The organism is Caballeronia sp. LP006, assembly GCF_031450995.1.
GTDB lineage: Bacteria > Pseudomonadota > Gammaproteobacteria > Burkholderiales > Burkholderiaceae > Caballeronia.
In genome coordinates this window covers 2,830,920-2,849,719 of sequence record NZ_JARTVW010000005.1, presented here as the reverse complement: position 1 = coordinate 2,849,719, position 18,800 = coordinate 2,830,920, and the positions used below count along the sequence as shown (strand labels likewise).

The window sequence follows — 18,800 nt, the reverse complement described above, 5'->3', positions numbered from 1 at the left end:
CATGCGCATCGGCAAGCTAGAACTGATTCGCTTTGGCAAGTTCACGGATCGCGTCATCGAATTTCCGGCGGCGCCGCAGGATTTTCACTTCATCGTCGGACCGAACGAGGCGGGCAAGTCGACCATCAAGACGGCGATTGCCGAATTGCTGTTCGGCATTCCGCAGCGCTCGCCGCTCGCGTTCGTGCATCCGCAGAGCGATCTGCAACTCGGCGCAACGCTGCAACTGAACGACGAGACGCTCGCATTTCATCGCACCAAGAGCCGCAAGGCGTCGCTTGCCAAACCCAATGGCGACGCGCTCGCCACCGATGCGCTCGCGCCCTTCATCGGCACGGCGGACAAGAGCTTCTTCGAGCAGATGTACTGTCTCGGCCACGAAGGATTGATTGCGGGCGGACGAAGCATTCTCGATGCATCGAGCGATGTCGGGCAGGTGCTGTTTCAATCGGCTGCGGGCATTGCGAGTCTTGGCGCCGTGCGGCAACGCCTGGCCGAGGAAGCGGACGCGCTCTGGGCCAAGCGCAAGTCAGGCGACCGCGCGTATTACATCGGCCTCAAGCAATTCGAGGAAGCCACGAGCGAACTAAAGATGGCAAGCGTGCGCACGACGCAATGGCGCAAGACATATACGGCGGTCGATGAAGCCGAGGAGCGCGGCCGCGCGCTCGAAACGCGTCGCGCGGAACTCGAAGCGAAACGCGGCAAGCTGGAGCGGATTCGCCGCGTCGCGCCGTATTTGAACGTGTGGCGCGAGAAGGCGGCCGAGCTTGCGGAACTCGGCGAAGTCACCGATCTTCCCGCCGACGCCGAAGCTGTTTTGCAAAGCGCGCTGACACGGCTTGCATCGGCGCAAACCGCGCACGAGCTGCACGCGAAGGCGACGGCGCAACGTCAGGCGGAGCTGAACGAAATCCGTATCGACCACGCGTTGCTCGCGCTGGAAACCCGCATACGCGCGCTCGACACCACGCGTCATCGGTGCGCGCATCACGCGACCGACATCGCGCGACTCGAACACGATGTCGCCGCGCGTCTGCGCCAAGTCGCGCAGGATTGCGCGGAACTCGGCTGGCCGCAAAACGAAGCGGGCGCGCGTCAGGCGCTGCCCGGACAGCTTGCGTTGCAGACGGTCACGAGCCTGATGCGCGAACGCGGCACGTTGGAGACGGCGGCGCGCAATGCGGCGCGCTCGGTCGATGAAACGCTCGCCCAGATCGGGACATTGAAGGCGCGACTTGGCGGCATCGCCGAGGGCGAGGTCTCGCAGGAGTTGCGTCGCGCGCTGCGGCAGGCGCAGAAGTATCGCGAAACGGGCGCGGCGCAAGACCGTCTCGGCGACGCGCGCCGCGAAGCCGCGCAAGCGCTCGAAGCGGGCCTTGCATCGCTTGGCCAATGGTCGCGGCCAATTGCCGAACTGCAAGCGATGAACTTGCCGTCGATCGAGCGTATCGCCATCTTGCGCAGCGAGCGGCAGGAGATCGCGCTTCGGCTGACGCGCGCCGTCGATCGCATGAACGAAGCGCACGACGCGCTGCACGCCACGCAAGCCGAACTCGCCGATTTCACGCAGACGCACGATGTCGTCACGGGCGATCAGGTTCGCGGAGCTCGCGAGACGCGCGATACCGCGTGGCACGCGCTCAAGAGTGGCGCGACGCCGCTCGATTCGGGCGCGCCGCTTTTCGAGACGGCGATGCACACCGCCGATGACCTTGCGGACCGCAGACTCGATTCCATCGGACAAGCCACGCAGTTCAGCGCGTTGCAGCGTCGCGTGGCGGTCGATCAGGAAACGCTCGCACGAAGGCAACGCAGCGCGGACGAAGCCGCAAAAGCGCTCGCGGACGTCGATGCGGCGTGGCACGCGCTCGCATCGCACAGTCAAATTGCGGAGATGGCGCTCGACGACGTCCCTTCATGGCTCACGCGTCGCGAGCACGTAATCGAGACGGCGCGCACGCTTGCCCGGCGCGCGGAAGAGTTCGAGCGCGAAAGCGCCGAAGCGGCCGCGCGCCATGAAGACCTCGCGCGGCATTTGCCGTTGGCGGAAGCCACCGCCGACTTCGACGCACTTTGCGACGCCGCCGAAGCGCATATCGGCGCCATCGACGAAGCGGTGATCGAGCGGCGTCATATCGTCGGGCAACTCGACGAAGCGCAAGCGGAACTGGTCACGCGGCAGAACACGGCCAAGGCCGCTGCGCTTGCCTTCGAGCGATGGCAAGCCGAATGGTCGCAAGCCGCGGCGAAAGCGGGCGTGGCGGCTGCGGCGGACTCGCAGGCGGCGGCCGAATTGGCCATTGGTATCGTCCACAAGATCGGCGAACAGCTCGTGCAGATCGACGCCATTCGCCACGGACAGATCGACGCCATGCGCGCGGCGCTCGCCTTGTTCGAGTCCGATGCAAGGCAGCTCGCGCTTGAACTCGATGGCACGAACCATGTGCGTGAGCCCGGCGCAATCGCGGCCGAACTCTCGGCGCGGCTCGATACCGCGTGCGCGGCGCGTGCCGATGCCGAGCGTCTGAAGAAGGAACTGGCATCGGCGAGCGAGCAGGTGAGCCGCGCCGAGGCGGGCGTCGAGGAAGCGAAGTCGGCGCTGCGTCCGCTTTACGAGCGGGCCCGCGTGGACAGCGCGGAGTTGCTCGCGCCGCTCATCGGCAAATCGCAGAAGAAGCGCGCGTTGCTCACCGCGATCGATGCCGCGCGCGATGCGCTGATCAAAGGTGGCGACGGCCTCGCGCTCGACGTTCTGATCGCGGAAGTGGAGGGCGCGGACCTGTCCGGTCTGCACGGCGAACTGTCGCTGATCGGCGCGGCGCTCGGCGATTCCGTGAAGGCATCGAGCGAACTGGCGACGGAGCTCGATGCCGCGCGCCGCGAACTCAACGCGATCTCGGGCGAAGGCAACGCCGCGCGCGCCGAAGCGAAGCGGCAGGAAGCGCTATCCGTCATGGCCGATGCCGCCGAGCGCTTCGTCAAGGTGGAGACGGCATCTACGCTCCTGAAGTGGGCGATCGACCGATACCGCGAACGCCGTCAAGGCCCGATGCTCACGCGCGCAAGCACGATTTTCTCGGAGCTCACGCTCGGCGCGTTCTCGCGGCTCGCCGTGGATTACGACCGCCAGCCGATGGCGCTCGCCGCCATTCGCGAGAGCGGCGAACACGTCGAGATCACCGGCATGAGCGAAGGCACGCGCGATCAGCTTTATCTCGCGCTGCGTCTGGCTGCGTTGGAGGAGCATGCCGAGAAGGCGTCGCCGCTACCGTTCGTGGCCGACGATCTCTTCATCAATTTCGACGACGGCCGCGCGCGCGCCGGCCTGCGCGTCTTGAGCGCAATCGCGATGCACACGCAGGTGATTTTTTTGAGCCATCACGATCATCTCGTGGACATGGTGCGCGAAGTGTTCGGACCGAAGGTCAACGTGCACTTCATGCGCTAGGCGGTTTCACTCGCACGCGCGTACCGAGCCGCGAGCTTGCGGAAGTCGTCCGCGAATTCGTCGCGCAGCGTTTGCGGCGCGAGAATCTCGACGCCCGCGCCGAGCGCGCGCAGCCACCAGCGCAGCTTGAGGCTCGGCGTCACCGTGCCGGTCACCTTCATGCGGCCGTCGGGCAGCATGTCGATATGCTGATCTTTCGACATCGGCGACTCGCGTAGCTGGTTGCCCGAACTGCCTTCGAACGCGAGTTCGAGGCGCACGGGCGGCTCGGGCAGAAAGTCGAAGACCTGCTGCGTCTCGATGTACTTGCGCAGCTTGAAGTCTTCGGGATACGTGAAGGACTCGCCCGACTCGGACACCGAACGAATGCGGTCCAGCCTGTACAGCGCGCGCACCCATTCCTTTTCGCCTTTTTCCGGGCGCGGCGCACGGCCCGGGTCCTGCGCGACCATGTACATCACGCCAGCGGATTCGACGAGCGCGAGCGGCCAGAGCGTCCTGGTTTTTGGCGCGTCGCCTTGCTCGCCTTTGTACGCGGCGCGGTACTGCACGAGCAGTTCGCGCTCGAAGAAAGTCGCTGTCGCCACGGCCTGAAAGATGTCCGGACGCAGCTTTGGACGAATCAGCGTGAAGGCGCCATCGACGGAATCGATCTTGTCCGCCCACGCGCGGTAGATGCGGCTGTCCGCCTTTTCCTGCGAGAGCCGCGCTTCGGCTGCCTTGAAGAGCGGGTCGATGTCGCGCGTGACCGCGTTCGGCAGCTTGTTGCCGGCAAAGCGCTGCAGGATGTGAAACGCCACCGCTTCCGATGCGCTCATCAAGCCGACGCCTTCCTGCAGACCATGCAGCCATGGCTTGCGTTGCCAGAGCAGTTCGCGGCCATTTTGCATCGACATGACGCGCGATTCGGCTTCGAGCGCGGTGAGATGCCGCTGCACTTTTTTCGTGTATCCAACGCGATGCCCGCGCTCTTCGAGACGACGGCGAATTTCGGGTGTGGAGAGCCACGCGAGCGCGTCGCGTTCGGTTGGCAGCACGCGGAGAATGGCTTCGTCGAGGCTCGAGGTCATGACGGTGCGTTGGGTTGGAAACGGAGAGGTTTGATTATAGGCAGCATTGGGACAGAGGATGTCTCGAACGGTCGAGCGCTGTTTAGGATTGTTCTAGTGACGTTTCGCGCGGCGAGCGGAAAGAATGCCCACGTTTAAACGAGCGTCGAGGAGCATTCAGAAGCATGAGCAAACGAGAGCAAGCCAACGAGGAGCTTTTACAGAAGCTCAAGGGCCGGACAACACATGCCATCCAGCGGTATTTCTTCTCGCACGGCGTGTGCGTGAGCCGGTTGGACATTCATCGCGCGATGCGGCTGCCGGAACACGAACCGACTTTCCTCGCGCTGAGACCTTCGTTTGCGCAGGTTAACGAAGCGATCGGTTTGCTGGGCGATATCGGATCGTTGTCGCTTCCGTCGAAGGAAAAGTCGATGCGCGCGGTGTACGAGATCGAAGCGCGGTTGCAAGAGCGGCACGGCGCCGTCGACGGATTGGATGCGGCGCTCGCGCGACTCGATGTGGCCATGCGTTCGGTGCCAGCCCAGCCAAAGCTCTGGCCTCATGCGGCGTGGGGCCTGTTATTGCTGATGATGGCTTACATCGAGTGGCCATTCGCGCTCGCCGGACTGATCGTGTTCGGCGCCGGACTTGGCAAGCACCTGAAGTACAAGCGGCGCCGTGCAGACGCGGATCGCGCTGTGAGCGAGGCCAACGCGAACTTTGAATCAGTAGCGGCGCTTGAGTTGACGCCAAGGGTCGAATTGCTCGAACGATGAAGACTGGTGCTGGTGCGAAGCCAGCGAAGAAAAAGGAAAGGGCCGCGCTAAGCGCGGCCCTTCGATTTCTTTGGTAGGCCGTACGGGATTCGAACCTGTGACCAACGGATTAAAAGTCCGCTGCTCTACCAGCTGAGCTAACGACCCAAAGAGGCGAAATTATAATCGGCCGTTTCGGATTCTGTCAAGGCAGCGCGGGCTGCGCGCGCATCGACGAAACAAAGAAAAACGCCCGCGGCGCAACGGCCCGCGGGCATTCGTCTCGAGAGGCGCGAAACCCGAAAGCTTCGCTCGATGCTTCGATGCTTCTTGTCACTTCACCTGCGACATCTTGCTCTGCGCCGACTGTGCGACTTCAGTGCCGGAATACTGCGAGATGATCTGCTGCAGCGTCTGTTTTGCAGCCGCTTTCTGACCCTGTTCGATCTGGTTATTCGCGATTGCGAGCAACGCCTCAGGCGCTCGCGGATGCGTTGGGTACGTCTTCACCAGATTCTGCCAGACCGCAGTCGATCCCTTGTAGTCGCGCTGCGCGTACAGCGCGTTGCCGAGCCAATACTGCGCGGTCGGCTGATACGGGCTCTGCGGATACTTCGAGACGAATGCCTTGAACGAAGTCGCGGCATTCTTGTAGTCACCGTTGCGGAACTCGGTCGATGCCGCGTTGAACGCATCCGTCTCGCCAGGTTGCACGGCGCCCGATACGCCGTCGATAGTCTGCTGCTGCGGCTCGAACTTCTTCAAGCGCGTATCGAGGTCGGCGTAATAGTCTTTCTGCTGCTTCTGCAGCGTGGCAACCTGATTGCCCAGATCCTCGTTCTGCCCTCGAAGCGTCGCGACCTGCTGATTAAGCTGATCGATACGATTCGACTGATCGAGGATCGTGCGCTGCGCGGCGGACAACTGGTTGCCCAGACTGTCCGTCTTCGTGCGCAGATCGAGTACGGCCTTGCGCGCTTCGTTGTCGTCGAAGACGCCAGCGTGCGCGGGCACGGCAAGCATCGTCGAACCTGCGACGCACGCGGCTGCGGCAAGGCGCAGCAAGGAAAAGCGATACAACATAGGGCAACTCACCCGTGACTAAGTTACGTTACGTGGACTACTGCTATTGCTGCTGTTATTGCTGGTAGGCGAGATCCGCACGGCGGTTCTGTGCGTACGACGAATCGTCGTGACCCGTCGCCATCGGCTTTTCCTTGCCGAGGCTCACGGCTTCCATTTGCGAATCGGCAACGCCCATCAACGACATGGCGCGACGCACGGCTTCCGCACGCTTCTGACCAAGCGCCAGGTTGTACTCGCTCGTGCCGCGCTCGTCGGTGTTGCCTTGAATCAGGACGTGACGTTCCGGGTGGCTCTTCAGGTACGTCGAGTGTTGTTGCAGCAGCGGCTGATAGTCGTCCTTCACGGCGTAGCTGTCGAAGTCGAAGAAGATGCTGCGCTTGGCGAGCGGGCTGTTCGGGTCGTTCAGCGGGTCGATGTTGACCTGCTTGACGTCCGTCGGGTTCGGCTGCGTGCCGACCGAGCCCTTGTTCGCGCCTTCATCGAGCTTCACGCCCGAGTGACAAGCTGCCAATGCGCCGACCACCGCAACTGCCAGGCCGATACGAAGTTTCGACATCATGGTACCTCTCCTTGTGTTGTAGCTGAACGTTGTATTTGAACGTGTTTGCTGAACTTACTGCATGAACGGACCCCAGGACGGCTCGCGCACCACACCGCCCTGTACGGACAAGACTTGCCGCGTACGACCATCGGTCGATACGGCTGCCAACACGCCACGTCCGTTCACTTGGGTGGCGTAGAGGATGTACTGACCATTCGCCGCGAAGCTCGGCGATTCGTCATGCGTCGTGTCGGTCAGCCCCGTCGCCGTGCCGGACCCGAGGTCCTGCAAATACAGCTTGAAGCCGCCACCGGTGCGCGAAATGTACGCGAGTTGCTTGCCGTCCGGACTCACGCGCGGGCTTGTGTTGTAGCTGCCCGTAAACGTGACCCGCTGGGCCGCGCCGGCGTTTTCACCCGCCGCCGGCATCTTGTAGATCTGCGGTTGGCCGCCGCGATCGCTCGTAAAGTAAATGGAGTTGCCATCGGGCGAGAAGGCCGGCTCGGTATCGATGGAACTGCCTTGCGTCAGACGACGCAGGCCAGAGCCGTCCGCGTTGACTTCGAAAACCTGCGTATTGCCGGTGCGCGACAAAGCCACGGCCAGCTTGCTGCCGTCAGGCGACCACGCCGGCGCACTGTTGTTGCCCTTCTGATTCGATACGACCACGCGCCGCCCGGTCGGCAGATCGTGGATGTAGACCACCGGCTTCTTCTTTTCGAACGACACATAGGCGACCTTCGTGCCGTCCGGCGACCATGCCGGCGAAATGATTGGCTCCGGGCTGGAAAGGGCGATCTTCGCGTCCTGACCGTCCGAGTCCGAAATCTGCAATTGGTAGCGTCCGCCCGTCTGAATGACGTAGGACAGACGGGTTGCGAACACGCCGCGGCCACCGAGCAACTTGGCGTAGATGTAGTCCGCGATCTTGTGTGCGCTCATGCGCAGGCCGCTTTCGGCGGAAACGAGCGACAAACCGCCGAGATTCTGCTGCTTGACCGTGTCGTAGAGACGGAAGCGCACTTCGTACTGGCCGTTCGGCAGCTTGTTCACGCTACCCGATACGAACGCGTCCGCGCCCTTGGCTTTCCATGCGCCGAGATCGACCGAATCGGTCTCGGAAACCGGCGTGCCTCCCGCGTCGATGTTCGTGAATTTGCCGCTTCTCTGCAGGTCCTGACGAATGATCGCGCTGACCTGTTGCGGTGAGCTGCCCTCATTGGCGAAGTTGGCCGTGGCGATCGGAAACTGGGTAGAACCGACGCCAGTCACGAGCACGTTCAACTGGGCATGTGCGGCGGTACCGGCGGCGATCAGACAGGATGCGACCAGCGTTTTCAAGCCAAGCTTCTTCATCAAACTCATGCTGTATTCGTTCCAGAAAAATGCGTTTTCAAGTGACCCGAGACTGCAGAAACAGACCCCCGATTGCACGATTCGTTCCCGTGCGGCAACGGTCTTGCGCTTTGCAGTGATCCCGCGCAATCAACTGCCAGCCGGGCGCAGCGTGATCGTAAATGACCCTGGCGCCTGGTCGTTAATGTCCTTCGGCATGGGATCGGAGCGCTGCACCGCGCGCAACGCGGCAGCGTCCCACTGCTCGTTGCCGCTCGACCGCGTGATGCTCGCCGAAAGCAGCGTGCCCGAAGGCGCGCAGCGCACCGACACGACCGTTTCCAGCCCGGACGTTTCGCCCGACCAGATGATATTCGGCCGCACGCGACGCTGCACCTTCTCGGCATAACCCGCCGACGCCGCGTTGCCGCCCGCGCCCTTGCCGGTGCCGCCCTTGGCCAGCCCTTCGCCGCTCGAATTCGTGCCGCCGCCGAGCTGCCCTTGCAACTGCGCGAGGCGCGACTTGCGTTCGGCATCGACCTTCGCCTTCGCTTCCGCATCCGCCTTGGCTTTTGCCTGCGCCGCGGCCTTGGCCTTGGCTTGCGCATCGGCTTTTGCCTTGGCTTCGGCATCGGTTTTCGCCTTGGCTTCCTTCTGTTCCTGAAGCTGCTCGGCCTTTTGCGCTTCGGCTTGTTGCTGCTGACGCGCCTTGTCCTGTTGCAGCTTCGCCTGCTGTTGCTTTTGCAGGTCGGCCTGACGTTGCTGTTCGATCTGCTTCTGCTTGTCCTGCATGGCCTTCTGCGCGGCGGCCGCCGCGGCGGCTTGAGCGGCGACTTGCTGCTGGCGCTTCGTTTCGGCTTCCTGCTGCGCCAATTCCTGCTGGCGGCGCTGCTCGGCCAATTGTGCATCGCGTGCGGCGGCTTCCTGCTTACGCTTCTTTTCCTGCAGCGCGATGTCCGCGTCCTCGTCCTTCGCGGGCGGCGGCGCAGGCTGCGGCTTCACGGCCACGGGCGGCGGGGGCGCGACGCGCGGCGTGGGAGCAGGCGTGTCGGGAATCTCGGTCCACAGTTCCGCCTCGGCTCCGGCGGGGGTGTTGTTCTGCCAGTTGATGCCGTGATATAGCAACCAGCCAAGCAGCAAGTGCATGACGGCGGCGAGCGCGAAAGCGCGGCCCGTACCGCGTTCGCGCGGCGGGCGGATGGGTCGCGCTGATGAGCCGCGCGTCTGCCGGTTCTGCAAAAGGGTCATTGCGATTTGACGAGCAATCCGACGCGCTTCACGCCGCGCGCCTTCATATCGGACATCACGTTCATGACGACTTCGTACTTCACGGTCTTGTCCGCCGCGATGACGACGGGTTGATCCGGATGCGACTCCTGACGATTCAGCACGAACGTGTTCAGGTCGTCCTTGGTCATTCTCTGCTCTTGCGTCGCGCCGCCTTCTTCCTTGTAGCGCACGTTCATGCTGCCGTCGGCCTTGATGTTGATGACGAGCGGCGGCTGCTGTTCCTGCGGCTGCGCGTTGCCGACGGTCGGCAAGTTGATGATCGAAGGCGACACGAGCGGCGCCGTCACCATGAAGATGACGAGCAACACGAGCATCACGTCGATATACGGCACGACATTGATGTCGGCCATGGCGCGGCGCGAACTGCCGCGCATGCTGGAACGGGACGAGCCTGCCATCGTGACTCCTTAGTGCGCCTGACGCTGCAAGATGTTCGAGAACTCTTCGATGAAGGTCTCGAAGCGGATCGCCAGGCGGTCGATATCGTGAGCGTAGCGGTTGTAAGCGACCACGGCGGGAATCGCGGCGAAGAGGCCGATCGCGGTCGCGACGAGCGCTTCGGCAATGCCGGGCGCCACGTTGGCGAGCGTTGCCTGCTGTACGTTTGCGAGGCCGCGGAACGAATTCATGATGCCCCAGACCGTGCCGAACAAACCGATATACGGACTGACCGAGCCGACCGATGCGAGAAACGCGAGATTCGCTTCGAGCACGTCCATTTCACGCTGAAAGGCAGCCCGCATGGCGCGGCGCGAACCGTCGAGAATCGCGCCCGGATCGGTGATGCGGCGCTCCTTGCCCTTCAAGAACTCGCGCATGCCCGATTCGAAGATACGCTCGAGCGCGCCGATGGTGTGACGGTTGTTCGCCGCGCTTTGATACAGCGCCTGCAGGTCGCCGCCGGACCAGAAATCGCGTTCGAAACGCTCGGTTTGCGCGCGCGCGCGCCGAATGGCGAACCACTTGCGGAAGATGAAAGTCCACGACAGCAGCGAGAGCAGAAGCAGCAGGGCCATGACGGCCTGCGCGAGCAGGCTCGCATGAATGACGAGAGATACGATCGACAAGTCTTGTGTGTTGTTCATAAAAGTCCGCTGCTTCCACCTGCTATTAGCTGCTATTTACGTCCGGAAAAGGGGCTTCCGGTCAAAGGCGCGTCAGGCTTTCGTGACCGCGACATCAATAAAACGAAAGCCGCCTCGTGGCCGGCTCTTGCTCGTGAAGCATTCAAACCGGGTGCGCGCGATGCTCGTCCGCGGCAAGCACGACCTGCCCGGCATGAGGACCGCGCCTCAATCCTTCGAGAACTCGTTCGGGAATACCGGCAGGGCGAATCGTTGCGCGATCCACCGAAGCGACGCGAATATCGCCGCTTGCAAGAAGAACCGCGTCACGCCACGCTTCCTGATGAAAATCCACCGATGCGCGCCCGAGCCGCGCGATACGGCTCACGATGCGAATGGAGTCGTCCAGGCGCGCGGGAGCCGAATAATCGACGGATGTTCTTCTCACGACGAACACGATGCCGGCCGATTCGGCCAGCCGCTGCTGGTCGATACCGCACGCGCGCAGCCATTCGGTGCGCGCACGCTCGAAGAACTTCAGGTAGTTCGCGTAGAAGACAATGCCGCCCGCGTCGGTGTCCTCGTAGTACACCCGAATCGGCCATTCGAAATTCAACGAATCACTCACCTTTGCGCCGCCCCGCTCGCGCGGAGGCTTTTGGACCCGCTCCGGCTCGCTTTTTGACAAATAAACATCCGCGGCATTTTACCGGAAGCGGAAGTTGGGCCACTAAATACAGTCGATTCCTCTTACGAGCCGCGGTGTATTTGCAACGGTCCGAAGGTTTGGGCCACGGGCATGAGTTCGATCGCGTTGATATTCACGTGCGCGGGGCGCGTCGCAATCCAGTAGATGGCGTCGGCGATATCCTCGGCGGTGAGCGGCTGCACGTCCTTGTAGACGGCGCTGGCCTTGTCGTCGTCGCCCTTGAAGCGCACGTTGGAGAACTCGGTGCCGCCGCACAGGCCCGGCTCGATATCCGTCACGCGCAACGCGGTTCCGGCAAGGTCGGCGCGGAGGTTTAGGCTGAACTGCCGCACGAACGCCTTGGTCGCGCCGTACACGTTGCCGCCCGGATACGGGTACGACGCTGCGACCGAACCGAGGTTGAACACGTGACCGCGATTGCGCGCCACCATGCCGGGGAGGACGGCATGCGTGACATCGACGAGTCCCATGCAGTTGGTGTCGATCATGTTCTTCCAGTCGTCGAGATTCGCGCGTTGTGCCGGTTCGAGACCGAGCGCGAGGCCCGCGTTATTGACCAGCACGTCGATCTGGGCGAACGATTCGGGCAGCGAGGCGATGGCGCTCTTGATGGCGTTGCTGTCGCGCACGTCGAGTTCGACTGGCAAGAGCGAGTCGCCGAGTTCCTTCGATAGCGCGGCGAGCCGGTCTTTACGGCGCGCGGCCGCGACGACGCGATGGCCGCCCTTGACGAAAGTGCGGGCAATGGCTGCGCCGAAGCCGGCAGAGGCGCCGGTGACGAATACGATCATGAGCGGGCTCCGGAAAGTGGGGGTTGGGGCTGTACCGGAGCGCGCGCGGACACACGACCGGCAACGGCGCACAGAGTACTTCCAATGATGCGATGCGGCAAGCAACTGCAAACCCGAACGATCGTGCGTTTCAAGCGTTTCGCAGACGCTCGCCAAGTTGCCTAAACCCGGCCGCACCATTACACTACAACGCTCAAACCCCGCGTGACTGGCGATAGAATCTTCGGATTCAAGGTGGAACGACCCACTAGGAAGCGCGGAGTGTCGTTTTGCCGTTCGCCTGGGCAGCTGAGATCCGCGCGCCGTCGCTGCGTTGCCGGTGGCTGTCCGTTCCGCGAACCCGGATTCTTCCCTCATCCGTCGCGTGTGGACCCGTCTGGCGTCCTGCGTCTTCCTTGCGTTTTGCGTTCGTGCTTCGAACGCATCGTCACGCGCGATCCGGTCAACCTGTTTTGATCTCACGGAAAACGTATGTTTGACAGAGCCGAAAGTACCCTCGCCAAGGTCGATCCCGAACTGCTCAAAGCGATCGAGCAGGAAAATCGCCGTCAGGAAGATCACATCGAGTTGATCGCCTCGGAAAACTACACGAGCCCGGCCGTCATGGCCGCGCAAGGCTCGCAACTCACCAACAAATACGCCGAAGGCTATCCCGGCAAGCGCTACTACGGCGGTTGCGAATACGTGGATATCGTCGAGCAACTGGCAATCGACCGCGTCAAGCAACTGTTCGGCGCCGAAGCCGCGAACGTGCAGCCGAACTCCGGTTCGCAGGCCAACCAGGGCGTGTTCTTCGCCGTGCTGAAGCCGGGCGACACGATCATGGGCATGAGCCTCGCCGAAGGCGGCCACCTGACGCACGGTTCGCCCGTCAACATGTCGGGCAAGTGGTTCAACGTCGTGAGCTACGGCCTGAACGAAGCCGAAGACATCGACTACGAAAAGACCGAAGCGCTCGCCAAGGAGCACAAGCCGAAGCTGATCGTCGCGGGCGCGTCGGCGTTCGCGCTGCGTATCGACTTCGAGCGCCTGTCGCAAATCGCGAAGAGTGTCGGCGCTTACTTCATGGTCGACATGGCGCATTACGCAGGTCTCGTCGCGGCAGGCGTCTATCCGAATCCCGTTCCGCACGCGGACTTCGTGACCACGACCACGCACAAGAGCCTGCGCGGCCCGCGCGGCGGCGTGATCCTCATGAAGGCCGAATTCGAGAAGCAGATCAACTCGGCCATTTTCCCGGGCATTCAGGGCGGTCCGCTCATGCACGTGATCGCGGCGAAGGCCGTCGCGTTCAAGGAAGCGCTGACGCCGGAGTTCAAGACGTATCAGCAGCAAGTGGTCGATAACGCGCGCGTGCTGGCCGAAACGCTCGTCAAGCGCGGTCTGCGTATCGTCTCGGGCCGCACGGAAAGCCACGTCATGCTGGTCGATCTGCGCGCGAAGAAGATCACCGGCAAGGCGGCCGAAGCCGCGCTCGGCGTCGCGCACATCACGGTCAACAAGAACGCCATTCCGAACGATCCGGAAAAGCCGTTCGTCACGAGCGGCGTGCGTCTCGGTTCGCCCGCCATGACCACGCGCGGTTTCGGCGTGAAGGAAGCGGAGCAGGTTGGCAATTTGATCGCGGACGTGCTCGACGCACCGGAAGACCAGGCGAACCTCGAGCGCGTGCGCGCACAAGTGACCGAGTTGACCAAGCGTTTCCCGGTCTATCGCTGATATTCGAACCGAGCCAGGAACCAAGCCCCGATGCGCTGCCCCTTCTGCCGACACGAAGACACCCAGGTCGTGGATTCTCGCGTGTCGGAGGACGGCGCAGCCATCCGGCGGCGGCGACGCTGTCCATCCTGCGACAAGCGTTTCACCACGTATGAGCGCGTCGAACTGGCGCTGCCGTCGGTCGTGAAGAAAGACGGCAGCCGCACCGAGTTCGATCGCCGCAAGATCGTCGCGAGCATGAAGCTGGCGCTGCGCAAGCGGCCGGTTGCGGCGGACGCCATCGAGGCAGCCGTCGCGCGCATCGAATATCAATTGCTTGGCAGCGGCGAGCGCGAAGTGCAGAGCGAACGTCTCGGCGAACTCGTGATGAACGAGTTGCGGCAGCTCGACACCATCGCTTATGTACGGTTCGCGTCGGTCTACAAGCGTTTCGAAGACGTGTCCGAGTTTGAGGACGTGCTCGAGGAATTCCGCCGCGCCGCGCCCAAGAAGACCACTTCCCGCAAGCGCTGATCGCGCGTCTGTACCGAGCATCTTTCCCCCAGTCGATCTTTTGCCCTCGGGCAGTGTGCCCCGTGCGAACGCGCGTGAACACTCGACCATTCGGCTAATGGCGGCGCGCGTTCCTTATCGCTAGATTGAGCATTCGTTCAACTCGTCGATAAGGCATGCAGATGAGCCGCTTCTCGAATTCCGGTTTCACACTCGTCGAACTTTGCGTGGTGCTTGCCGTGATGGCGGTCCTCGCGACTTTCGCCACGCCTTCGTTTCTCTCCTGGCAGGCACGCGATCAGATCGATGCCCGCGCGCGCTCGCTTTTCTCGACGCTTTCGCTCGCGCGGGCCGAATCGCTCAAACGCGGCGCGCGCGTCACGCTATGCCGCGTCGATGCGAGCCGGCATTGCCTCGCGGCGGGCAAGGCTTGCGACGCGGGTATCGCGGACTGGTCGTGCGGCTGGGGCCTCTTCGTCGATAAAGACGGCGCGCTGACGCTCTTGCGCTTGCAGCCGGCAATGACATCGGTCGCCATTGCGGGCGCATCGACGGATCTTTCGTTCACGCCGCCGATGGGCCAAGTGATCGGCGGCTTCCGTAGCTTCGATTTCGGCCCGCGCAGCGCGGATGCCAACGCGAATGCGTCGTCGCGGCGCTGCATTCGATTGGCTGCGGGCGGGCGTGCGCGCATGACTCAAGGCGCTTGCGGAGCATCGGCATGAACGCGCGATCGGTCATGCCGAGCATCAGGCGCGGCGGGCGCACTCGTTCCGTTCGCCCGCGCGGCGATTCGCTGATCGAGGTGATGATCGCCCTGTCGATCGCGGCGGTCACGGCGCTCGGACTCGTCGCCATGCAAAGCGCGCTGGCAAAAGCCGAACGAACGGCGCTGTTGAGCGAACGCGCGGCACTGATTGCCGACTCCATCGGCGAGGCAACGCGTGGCAGCGCGGATAGCTCGGCCATGTTGTCGAGGTGGCGGGCGAGGGCGGCTGCGTTGCTGCCCGATGGAGACATCGCCATCTCGGATCGCGGCAACGGCGTGCAGGTCGCAACCGTCAGCTGGCATGTCGCGGAAGGCGCGGAGCCTTGTCCCGAACCGCAGGCGCGACCGCACACGTCATGCATCGCGATGGCCTTTGCACGATGAACACGCGGCTCATTCATTCACGCGGCCACACGCTGCTCGAACTTTCGATTGCGCTTGCGCTCGGGCTGTTGATCCTGGCCGCGTCGCTGTCGGTGTACCGCGCTCAGCGTGCGGGCTTCGAACGTGCCGCCGATGCCGCGCACATTCACGATGCCGGCGTCGGCGCGCTCGATCTCGTCGCTCAACAAGTGCAGATGGCCGGATTTTCGGCCGCGGGCGCGACCGACGCGCCGCTCTTCGGCTGTTCGCAGGGGCGCGTGACCGGCGCGGAGACGTCGGCGTCGTGCGAGTCGCTCGCGAGTCACTCGGACGGTCTGCAGGTCCGCTACGCGGCCGACACGGTTTCGACGTGGCCATCGACGAGCGGCACGCCTACCGACTGCATCGGCCAGACGGTTTCGGATGCGTTCGTCTTCAACCGCTATTACGCAAAGCCCAGCACGTCGAGCGGCGAGCCGGAGCTTTATTGCGAGGGCGGGGGTCGTCAGGCGCAACCGCTGGTGGAGGGCGTCGAACGGATGCGCGTCGTCTACTGGATCGCGGGTGCGCCGGCCGCGCTCGACGCGTCGGCCATCGCGCGCGAACGCTGGCCGGATGTCTACGCCGCCGAGGTTTGCGTGCTCGTGCGTGGCGCGGCGATTCAGGCGAAACGTCGGGCGAACTATGTCGATTGCGATGGCGCACCAGCCGTCAGCGATGACGGACGCACGCGCATGGCCTTCTGGCGCACGGTTGGCATACGCAACGCGCGAGGCGCCTCGTGAGGCGGCGCGCGCGTTCGCGCGGCACGGTGCTGCCTATCGTCCTCTTGCTCGCCGCGATGATGCTCGTGACCGCCAGCGTCTGGCTGCAAGCCTCGCTCGTCGCGACCCGCACGGCCGTGTCGGCGCGCGAGCGGATGCAGGCGTTCCATGCGGCCGACAGCGCGTTGGTCCGCTGCGTTCGCATGATTGCCGATGCGCCCGTCGTGACGAGTTCGGGTGCGCAGGAGCCCGTGGGCTGGCGCAGCAAGGCGTCGTTCGAAGGAGCGTCGGCCGTCGCCATCGAGCCGTTTGGCGACTGGCCGTATGCGCGCCGCGCGCCGCAATGTCTGATCGAGGCTTGGTCGCATACGGACCAGGCGGTGGCGGTGACGTCGTATCTCGTGACGGCGCGTGGCTTCGGCGCATCGCCCGAGACCGAGGCGTGGCTGCAATCAAGAATCGATGGCGCGACCCGACATTGGCGGCGCGTCGTAGCGAAGCCGTTTTGAGGACGAACCATGAAGGACAAGGGCTTTACGCTGCTGGAATTGATCATCGCGCTCTGCATCGTGGCGATTATCGCGACGTTCGCGGTGCCTGCGTATCGGCAGCACGTGGCGAAGGCGCATCGGCTGGATGCGGCGGCGGCGTCGATGCGCGCCGTGCAATACATCGAAAGTACGCGGCTCGCGCAGTCGGCGACGGATGCAGTGACGCTTTCCGCCGGCATGGATCAGGCGCCGTCGAGCGGTGCGCCGGTTTATCGGCTTGCGGTGCTGCCGGAATCGGCGACGAATGGCGGATACAGCATCGAGGCGACGCCAGTCGCATATGGTCCGATGCAGGACGATTCTTGCGGCGTATTCATCGTCGACGCGACGGGCGTGCGGTCGAACCGCACGACGGGATCAGCGGCGACTGCACTGGATACCGCGCAGTCCACCGCTTGCTGGGGAGGGAAAAATTAAGCGTTCAGAAGACCGTCGGGTCGACGGCTTCGGTAGTGGCTTCGGCATGCGGGGCTTTCATCTGTTGCCAGATGCGCCAGCCTTCCCAGGCGACCAAACCAAGACCGCCCCACTTCAGCGCGGGCTTGGCACCACGCACCACGGCGGTCCGCACAGGCTTGGTCAGCACGAGCGACGCCACCGAGCCGATGATCGGATACTGCTTGAAGAGCAGGCCGAGATTGCTGCCCTTGCCGCCAAGCATCGAGCTGACCGATGCCAGAATGCCGCCGATGCCGCCACCCGATGCACCGCGCTTCGGCGTGCGCCGGGTGCCGCCGCCAGGCATCAGAAAACGCAGGAAACTGAAGTGCGTGATCGATGTGCGCAGATCGTGCGTGGCCTGTTGAAGCTCCATGCGTTCGACATCGGCGCGCGCAATCAGCAGTTCCTTGCGCAGCGCGCGCATGTGCGGCGTGCGCAGCGCCTTGGCGTTGTCACGCTTGGGCGGCTTGAAGGTATCGTCTTTTTTGCTCATGGTCGGACTGCCCGTGTGAGTTCAGTGGAACGTGTCGCGGTCCTTGCGGAATTCGGCGAGCGTGTCGTCAAACATGTTCGGCGCGTCGAGCAGCGTGCTGCGCGCGCGCAGTCCGCAGGCGATTGCAATCAGCGCATAAACGAGCGTGATGCCGCCAAGCGCCTGCCAGCGATACGTGTCCCAGAAGAATATGGCGATGAGCACGGTGAGGGAGATCAGCGCCATCATTGCCAGCATCATGGCGGCGAGACCAAGAAACAGTACGCCGATAAGCCGCTCCTTCTCTTCCTGAAGCTCGATACCGATGAGTTCAAGGCGCGTCTCGAAGATGGCGAAGGCAGAACTGATGATTCGTCGCAACGGTCCGGGGGACGATTGCTGCGGTGGCCGTTCGGTCGTCATGGCTTGGGTGCGAGAAGCGCGTTGGGTGCCGCTTTGATATTGTCCCGGTCGCCGCACGAGGCGGCGTTCCGGCGCGAGAGTCGATCCGCCCGCCCCGAGCGGGCGTTGGCGGTTCGGTCCTTTCTTGATGATGGACCGTGACTGTTACGAACGTAGCAATCACCGGGCCATTGTCGAGGAGCGTGGGGAAGTGCTGCTTATTTGCGGTTGATGAGAAGCCCGATCACCGTGCCGAGGCCTGCCGCAATACCAATGGATGCCCACGGGTGTTCGTGGACGTAATCGTCCGTGGCGCGCGCGGCTTTTCTGCCTCGTTCGATCACGACGACTTGTGCATCGGCGGCTTTCTCCTTCGCTTGTTTCAGTCGAGCGAGCGCGCTCTCGCGCAGTTCGGAAGCGCGTTCGCCCGTGGCGCTGGCGGCTTGCTTGAGAAGATCTTCGGCGTCAGCGAGAACGGTTTTGATGTCCGACATGAATCGCTCCTTATTGATTTCTGACATTAAAGGCTCCAATCGGTGAGGCTACCTGATTCGCAGCCAGAGATGCGATTGCTGACGAGCAGGCTGGAACCTGCAACACAGACTCCTTGCAGGTTTCATTCCACTCGATGCTAATCAAAGGAAATCGCCGCAGCCTTGTCAAACTCTCGACATCACTAACGGTGGGAGCCGATCTGACCCGTAAAAGTTTCAGCAAACTGATCGAAAGTTACAAAGAGGATCGATCAGTCCG

General features: G+C 63.2%; 21 protein-coding genes, 1 tRNA gene and 1 riboswitch. Of the genes, 9 read left to right on the top strand and 13 right to left on the bottom strand.

The annotated features are described in order from the left end of the window. Nucleotide 1: 1 nt before the first annotated feature. Entirely contained in the window at nucleotides 2–3,451 is a 3,450-nt protein-coding gene (locus tag P9250_RS29875; RefSeq protein ID WP_310396684.1) for an AAA family ATPase, read from the top strand. Here the strand turns inward: P9250_RS29875 and P9250_RS29870 are convergent. Beyond that, on the bottom strand, nucleotides 3,448–4,521 hold the full coding sequence (locus P9250_RS29870; RefSeq protein WP_244826198.1) for a YafY family protein: 1,074 nt from the start codon (nucleotides 4,519–4,521) through the stop codon (nucleotides 3,448–3,450). The two genes, P9250_RS29875 and P9250_RS29870, sit on opposite strands and share 4 nt — an antisense overlap. A 365-nt stretch (nucleotides 4,522–4,886) precedes the next feature. Here P9250_RS29870 and P9250_RS29865 point away from each other — a divergent pair, with 365 nt between their 5' ends. Beyond that, a complete protein-coding gene (locus P9250_RS29865; RefSeq protein WP_310396682.1) occupies nucleotides 4,887–5,279 on the top strand; it encodes a hypothetical protein in 393 nt (130 codons plus the stop codon). A gap of 71 nt (nucleotides 5,280–5,350) precedes the next feature. Here the strand turns inward: P9250_RS29865 and P9250_RS29860 are convergent. The 9 genes from P9250_RS29860 to P9250_RS29820 all read right to left on the bottom strand — a co-directional run bounded on the left by P9250_RS29860 (nucleotide 5,351) and on the right by P9250_RS29820 (nucleotide 12,074). Next, nucleotides 5,351–5,426: transfer RNA gene (locus tag P9250_RS29860), tRNA-Lys, on the bottom strand. 165 nt (nucleotides 5,427–5,591) lie between these two features. Then, the gene (ybgF, locus tag P9250_RS29855; protein ID WP_310396680.1) at nucleotides 5,592–6,341 is read right to left on the bottom strand and encodes a tol-pal system protein YbgF; all 750 of its coding nucleotides are present in this window, start codon (nucleotides 6,339–6,341) and stop codon (nucleotides 5,592–5,594) included. A gap of 55 nt (nucleotides 6,342–6,396) precedes the next feature. Beyond that, complete coding sequence (pal, locus tag P9250_RS29850; protein WP_310396678.1) at nucleotides 6,397–6,903, bottom strand: peptidoglycan-associated lipoprotein Pal; 507 nt, start codon at nucleotides 6,901–6,903, stop codon at nucleotides 6,397–6,399. Nucleotides 6,904–6,957: 54 nt separating this feature from the next. Beyond that, complete coding sequence (tolB, locus tag P9250_RS29845; protein WP_244826194.1) at nucleotides 6,958–8,250, bottom strand: Tol-Pal system beta propeller repeat protein TolB; 1,293 nt, start codon at nucleotides 8,248–8,250, stop codon at nucleotides 6,958–6,960. Nucleotides 8,251–8,370: 120 nt separating this feature from the next. Further along, complete coding sequence (tolA, locus tag P9250_RS29840) at nucleotides 8,371–9,468, bottom strand: cell envelope integrity protein TolA (protein ID WP_310396676.1); 1,098 nt, start codon at nucleotides 9,466–9,468, stop codon at nucleotides 8,371–8,373. Continuing rightward, entirely contained in the window at nucleotides 9,465–9,908 is a 444-nt protein-coding gene (gene tolR / locus P9250_RS29835; RefSeq protein WP_244826192.1) for a protein TolR, read from the bottom strand. The genes tolA and tolR overlap by 4 nt, the downstream gene beginning before the upstream one ends. Nucleotides 9,909–9,917: 9 nt before the next feature. Beyond that, the gene (tolQ, locus tag P9250_RS29830) at nucleotides 9,918–10,595 is read right to left on the bottom strand and encodes a protein TolQ (RefSeq protein ID WP_016346195.1); all 678 of its coding nucleotides are present in this window, start codon (nucleotides 10,593–10,595) and stop codon (nucleotides 9,918–9,920) included. A gap of 142 nt (nucleotides 10,596–10,737) precedes the next feature. After that, nucleotides 10,738–11,190, bottom strand: coding sequence for a tol-pal system-associated acyl-CoA thioesterase (ybgC, locus tag P9250_RS29825; protein ID WP_244826191.1), 453 nt, complete (start codon nucleotides 11,188–11,190; stop codon nucleotides 10,738–10,740). A gap of 134 nt (nucleotides 11,191–11,324) precedes the next feature. After that, the gene (locus tag P9250_RS29820) at nucleotides 11,325–12,074 is read right to left on the bottom strand and encodes an SDR family NAD(P)-dependent oxidoreductase (RefSeq protein WP_250465598.1); all 750 of its coding nucleotides are present in this window, start codon (nucleotides 12,072–12,074) and stop codon (nucleotides 11,325–11,327) included. A 194-nt stretch (nucleotides 12,075–12,268) separates the two neighbouring features. Continuing rightward, nucleotides 12,269–12,367: riboswitch (ZMP/ZTP riboswitch) on the top strand. 178 nt (nucleotides 12,368–12,545) lie between these two features. Here P9250_RS29820 and glyA point away from each other — a divergent pair. The 7 genes from glyA to P9250_RS29785 all read left to right on the top strand — a co-directional run bounded on the left by glyA (nucleotide 12,546) and on the right by P9250_RS29785 (nucleotide 17,149). Further along, a complete protein-coding gene (glyA, locus tag P9250_RS29815; protein ID WP_310396673.1) occupies nucleotides 12,546–13,793 on the top strand; it encodes a serine hydroxymethyltransferase in 1,248 nt (415 codons plus the stop codon). Nucleotides 13,794–13,823: 30 nt separating this feature from the next. Continuing rightward, the gene (gene nrdR, locus P9250_RS29810; RefSeq protein ID WP_250465595.1) at nucleotides 13,824–14,306 is read left to right on the top strand and encodes a transcriptional regulator NrdR; all 483 of its coding nucleotides are present in this window, start codon (nucleotides 13,824–13,826) and stop codon (nucleotides 14,304–14,306) included. Between the two features lie 155 nt (nucleotides 14,307–14,461). Continuing rightward, on the top strand, nucleotides 14,462–15,010 hold the full coding sequence (locus tag P9250_RS29805; protein ID WP_310396671.1) for a GspH/FimT family pseudopilin: 549 nt from the start codon (nucleotides 14,462–14,464) through the stop codon (nucleotides 15,008–15,010). Further along, nucleotides 15,007–15,438 (top strand): prepilin-type cleavage/methylation domain-containing protein, encoded by a 432-nt coding sequence (locus P9250_RS29800; protein WP_310396670.1) that lies wholly within the window; start codon nucleotides 15,007–15,009, stop codon nucleotides 15,436–15,438. The genes P9250_RS29805 and P9250_RS29800 overlap by 4 nt, the downstream gene beginning before the upstream one ends. Further along, nucleotides 15,435–16,202 carry a PilW family protein gene (locus tag P9250_RS29795; protein WP_250526231.1) on the top strand — a complete coding sequence of 256 codons (768 nt, stop codon included), beginning with the start codon at nucleotides 15,435–15,437 and terminating at the stop codon, nucleotides 16,200–16,202. Before P9250_RS29800 ends, P9250_RS29795 begins: the two co-directional genes overlap by 4 nt. Next, nucleotides 16,199–16,690, top strand: coding sequence for a hypothetical protein (locus tag P9250_RS29790; protein ID WP_310396669.1), 492 nt, complete (start codon nucleotides 16,199–16,201; stop codon nucleotides 16,688–16,690). Before P9250_RS29795 ends, P9250_RS29790 begins: the two co-directional genes overlap by 4 nt. A gap of 9 nt (nucleotides 16,691–16,699) precedes the next feature. Further along, entirely contained in the window at nucleotides 16,700–17,149 is a 450-nt protein-coding gene (locus P9250_RS29785) for a type IV pilin protein (protein WP_250465589.1), read from the top strand. 4 nt (nucleotides 17,150–17,153) lie between these two features. Here the strand turns inward: P9250_RS29785 and P9250_RS29780 are convergent, their stop codons facing one another. The 3 genes from P9250_RS29780 to P9250_RS29770 all read right to left on the bottom strand — a co-directional run bounded on the left by P9250_RS29780 (nucleotide 17,154) and on the right by P9250_RS29770 (nucleotide 18,568). Then, nucleotides 17,154–17,666: a DUF3318 domain-containing protein gene (locus tag P9250_RS29780; protein ID WP_250492696.1), complete on the bottom strand. Its 513-nt coding sequence runs from the start codon at nucleotides 17,664–17,666 to the stop codon at nucleotides 17,154–17,156. A gap of 21 nt (nucleotides 17,667–17,687) precedes the next feature. Beyond that, on the bottom strand, nucleotides 17,688–18,068 hold the full coding sequence (locus P9250_RS29775) for a phage holin family protein (RefSeq protein ID WP_244826182.1): 381 nt from the start codon (nucleotides 18,066–18,068) through the stop codon (nucleotides 17,688–17,690). A gap of 197 nt (nucleotides 18,069–18,265) precedes the next feature. Next, complete coding sequence (locus P9250_RS29770) at nucleotides 18,266–18,568, bottom strand: YqjD family protein (RefSeq protein WP_244826181.1); 303 nt, start codon at nucleotides 18,566–18,568, stop codon at nucleotides 18,266–18,268. Between the last annotated feature and the right edge of the window lie 232 nt (nucleotides 18,569–18,800).

Excerpts from the sequence above, each read along its gene's own strand:
- P9250_RS29875 (WP_310396684.1), top strand. The coding sequence starts at position 2 with ATGCGCATCGGCAAGCTAGAACTGATTCGCTTTGGCAAGTTCACGGAT.
- P9250_RS29870 (WP_244826198.1), bottom strand. The coding sequence starts at position 4,521 with ATGACCTCGAGCCTCGACGAAGCCATTCTCCGCGTGCTGCCAACCGAA.
- ybgF (WP_310396680.1), bottom strand. The coding sequence starts at position 6,341 with ATGTTGTATCGCTTTTCCTTGCTGCGCCTTGCCGCAGCCGCGTGCGTC.
- pal (WP_310396678.1), bottom strand. The coding sequence starts at position 6,903 with ATGATGTCGAAACTTCGTATCGGCCTGGCAGTTGCGGTGGTCGGCGCA.
- tolB (WP_244826194.1), bottom strand. The coding sequence starts at position 8,250 with ATGAGTTTGATGAAGAAGCTTGGCTTGAAAACGCTGGTCGCATCCTGT.
- tolA (WP_310396676.1), bottom strand. The coding sequence starts at position 9,468 with ATGACCCTTTTGCAGAACCGGCAGACGCGCGGCTCATCAGCGCGACCC.
- tolR (WP_244826192.1), bottom strand. The coding sequence starts at position 9,908 with ATGGCAGGCTCGTCCCGTTCCAGCATGCGCGGCAGTTCGCGCCGCGCC.
- tolQ (WP_016346195.1), bottom strand. The coding sequence starts at position 10,595 with ATGAACAACACACAAGACTTGTCGATCGTATCTCTCGTCATTCATGCG.
- P9250_RS29820 (WP_250465598.1), bottom strand. The coding sequence starts at position 12,074 with ATGATCGTATTCGTCACCGGCGCCTCTGCCGGCTTCGGCGCAGCCATT.
- glyA (WP_310396673.1), top strand. The coding sequence starts at position 12,546 with ATGTTTGACAGAGCCGAAAGTACCCTCGCCAAGGTCGATCCCGAACTG.
- nrdR (WP_250465595.1), top strand. The coding sequence starts at position 13,824 with ATGCGCTGCCCCTTCTGCCGACACGAAGACACCCAGGTCGTGGATTCT.
- P9250_RS29805 (WP_310396671.1), top strand. The coding sequence starts at position 14,462 with ATGCAGATGAGCCGCTTCTCGAATTCCGGTTTCACACTCGTCGAACTT.
- P9250_RS29800 (WP_310396670.1), top strand. The coding sequence starts at position 15,007 with ATGAACGCGCGATCGGTCATGCCGAGCATCAGGCGCGGCGGGCGCACT.
- P9250_RS29795 (WP_250526231.1), top strand. The coding sequence starts at position 15,435 with ATGAACACGCGGCTCATTCATTCACGCGGCCACACGCTGCTCGAACTT.
- P9250_RS29785 (WP_250465589.1), top strand. The coding sequence starts at position 16,700 with ATGAAGGACAAGGGCTTTACGCTGCTGGAATTGATCATCGCGCTCTGC.
- P9250_RS29780 (WP_250492696.1), bottom strand. The coding sequence starts at position 17,666 with ATGAGCAAAAAAGACGATACCTTCAAGCCGCCCAAGCGTGACAACGCC.
- P9250_RS29775 (WP_244826182.1), bottom strand. The coding sequence starts at position 18,068 with ATGACGACCGAACGGCCACCGCAGCAATCGTCCCCCGGACCGTTGCGA.
- P9250_RS29770 (WP_244826181.1), bottom strand. The coding sequence starts at position 18,568 with ATGTCAGAAATCAATAAGGAGCGATTCATGTCGGACATCAAAACCGTT.